Origin of the sequence: Vibrio sp. T3Y01 (genome assembly GCF_013114525.1) — a bacterium.
GTDB lineage: Bacteria > Pseudomonadota > Gammaproteobacteria > Enterobacterales > Vibrionaceae > Vibrio > Vibrio chagasii_B.
In genome coordinates, this window is sequence record NZ_VTXJ01000050.1 from 1 (window position 1) to 2,112 (window position 2,112).

Sequence of the window (2,112 nt, forward strand, 5' to 3'; positions counted from 1 at the left end):
TGTTTGTGCGTCGACGATGGGTTGATAATAGGGGAAAAACTGGGCGTCTCGAACCGCTTTTTGAAGAGCAATTTCTTTTTTTGCGTGCCAATAGGAAACACATAGCCAAAGAATGGTGAGTGAAATCATAAAGAGTAAAGTGGTAACCGGCCACAAGTTTTGCTTAAACTTCGAGAGCACTCGTGAGGTAGAGACGAAGGATTCAAAGGTAAGAGGCAGATAGTTTGAAGAAACTGAGTTCGAGTACAGGCGATCGGCATTGGGCAAACTGCCTATTTCAAGGATAGTGTAATTTTCTTTTGGTAAAGATAAACGAATAGAGCGTTGATGGTCTAAATCATTTTCAAGAAAAAGGTATTCCGTGCGTAATGGAAAGAGGAAACCATATTGTCCATTCGAACCGTATAGATAGGGGGGATGTTTTGGGGTTGTAGAGAGAGAAACAATCGCTAAACGCCACATTTCCCCTTTTAATTGTGTATTGAGTAAGTTCTTAAAATTACGTTGTTCAAATTGCTCAACGCCAAAAGGGGAGCAATAGGTATAGGGTTTCTGCTTATCAAGATTAACGATGGGTATCGACATAAGTAGATGCGACACATAAAGCTTCTCTAATTGTTCGATAGTGTCAGTGGAGCATTCACCGCTAGCGACGCTGGCTTCAGAAAGAGTGGGCTTTTCAAGCCCATATTTAATCGCAACAGAAACGATTTGATCGAGGTAGTCGACGTCATGCTTAATTTCATTATGAACTTGATAAAGACTGATTGCGAATGAAGCCAATAAGCTAAACAACAGGGCCAATAACATAACACCAGTCTTATAGACCCATTGAGGGTGGGGACTGAATAAGCGGTTTAACCAAGGGTGTCTGGATCGCATGCTTAACTCTTTATAATTATAAGTCCAATGGATTGTCTTGAGTTGTGAGATGTTATTATGTGGGTTAATTAATGTTAATTTCTATAAAACCTTTTAATTTGAAAGGGTAAAATCATAAAAGTGGAAAGCCGATCACTTTTTGTTAGGAAGTTTCAATTTTTAGGTTCTAAATCAATCCTTAAAGAAACACGGACCGTAATCTTGGGCCGCATTAAACATATGGCTTAAATGTAAGGCTCTCTTTGTTAAAGGATTATATTTATGACAAGCAAAACAGCCCCTATCTTCTTTAGGATGTACTAAAGCAAACCATTGAGGGTTTTGGACATAGGTCTCCATTGTACTGTTTGATAATAACTTCGAACCGCCTATTTCATTTTTCCAAGTGGGAGGTATCTCTCCTTTATTTAAATTACTCTCGTTTGAGACTGTCCAAGATGTACCCACAAGGAAGTAGTTAGACCAAACAGATTTACGTGATTGGTAATAATGTGACATTGCCTCGTTAAGCGCTTTTATATCTTTAGCCACTTTAATTTTCGTTAAAAAACCAACCCCATAGGGTGTTTCTCTACAGACTTGAGTAGGTTTACCAGGGAAGTAAGTATTTACTTTCTGAAACGACATTGGGTTGAAAAATGTCCATTTACCTGATTTTTCAAAATTTGATAGGTTAGGAACATCAGCACAATCAGGAGCGTTTTCTTTGTGTTCAAATGTGGTCCAAATGAATTCAGGATGATTCCTTGTTTTTCTCACTATATGAATCCCAACCAAGCCCATTAGAACATTACTCTTTACAGCCCCGTCGATCTCAACATCTCTATAGATAGTGAAAAATTTTTCAGGGTTGTCGTATTTAGATATTAATTTCCATGAGGTTTTTATTTCAGTGGAGCCTGGGGATATTTCAAACGGTGTTTTCCCACTGTCAATATCGGCGACACATTGGCTATTGTTTAATCCGTGTTTGACGATGTCATCGTAGAATTTTTTATTGACACTTTGTTGATAGAAGACCGGATTGCCTTCTTGATCGTTCAATGGGAAATTAGAGCCGGCTTGAAGGATCTCACTTTGTACTAATCCTTGATCACCTTTATTGTCCCAACTATCGGGTATCTCCTTAAATATTCTGTCTTTCGGCATCATATTCAAGAATAAATCCGGTGTCTTGTCACTGGTATAATAAGCAAAAGATTGCCATGCAAACTGCATAAAACTGCAATT

1 protein-coding gene and 1 pseudogene are annotated in these 2,112 nt (G+C 38.3%); both read right to left on the reverse strand.

Going from position 1 to position 2,112, the window contains the following annotated elements:
• Window positions 1-810 (reverse strand): annotated as a pseudogene (locus tag F0232_RS24865) (EAL domain-containing protein); the annotation flags it as partial.
• A 243-nt stretch (window positions 811-1,053) separates the two neighbouring features.
• Window positions 1,054-2,112: hypothetical protein (locus F0232_RS24870; RefSeq protein ID WP_171751090.1), on the reverse strand; the 1,059-nt coding region annotated here is incomplete at its 5' end.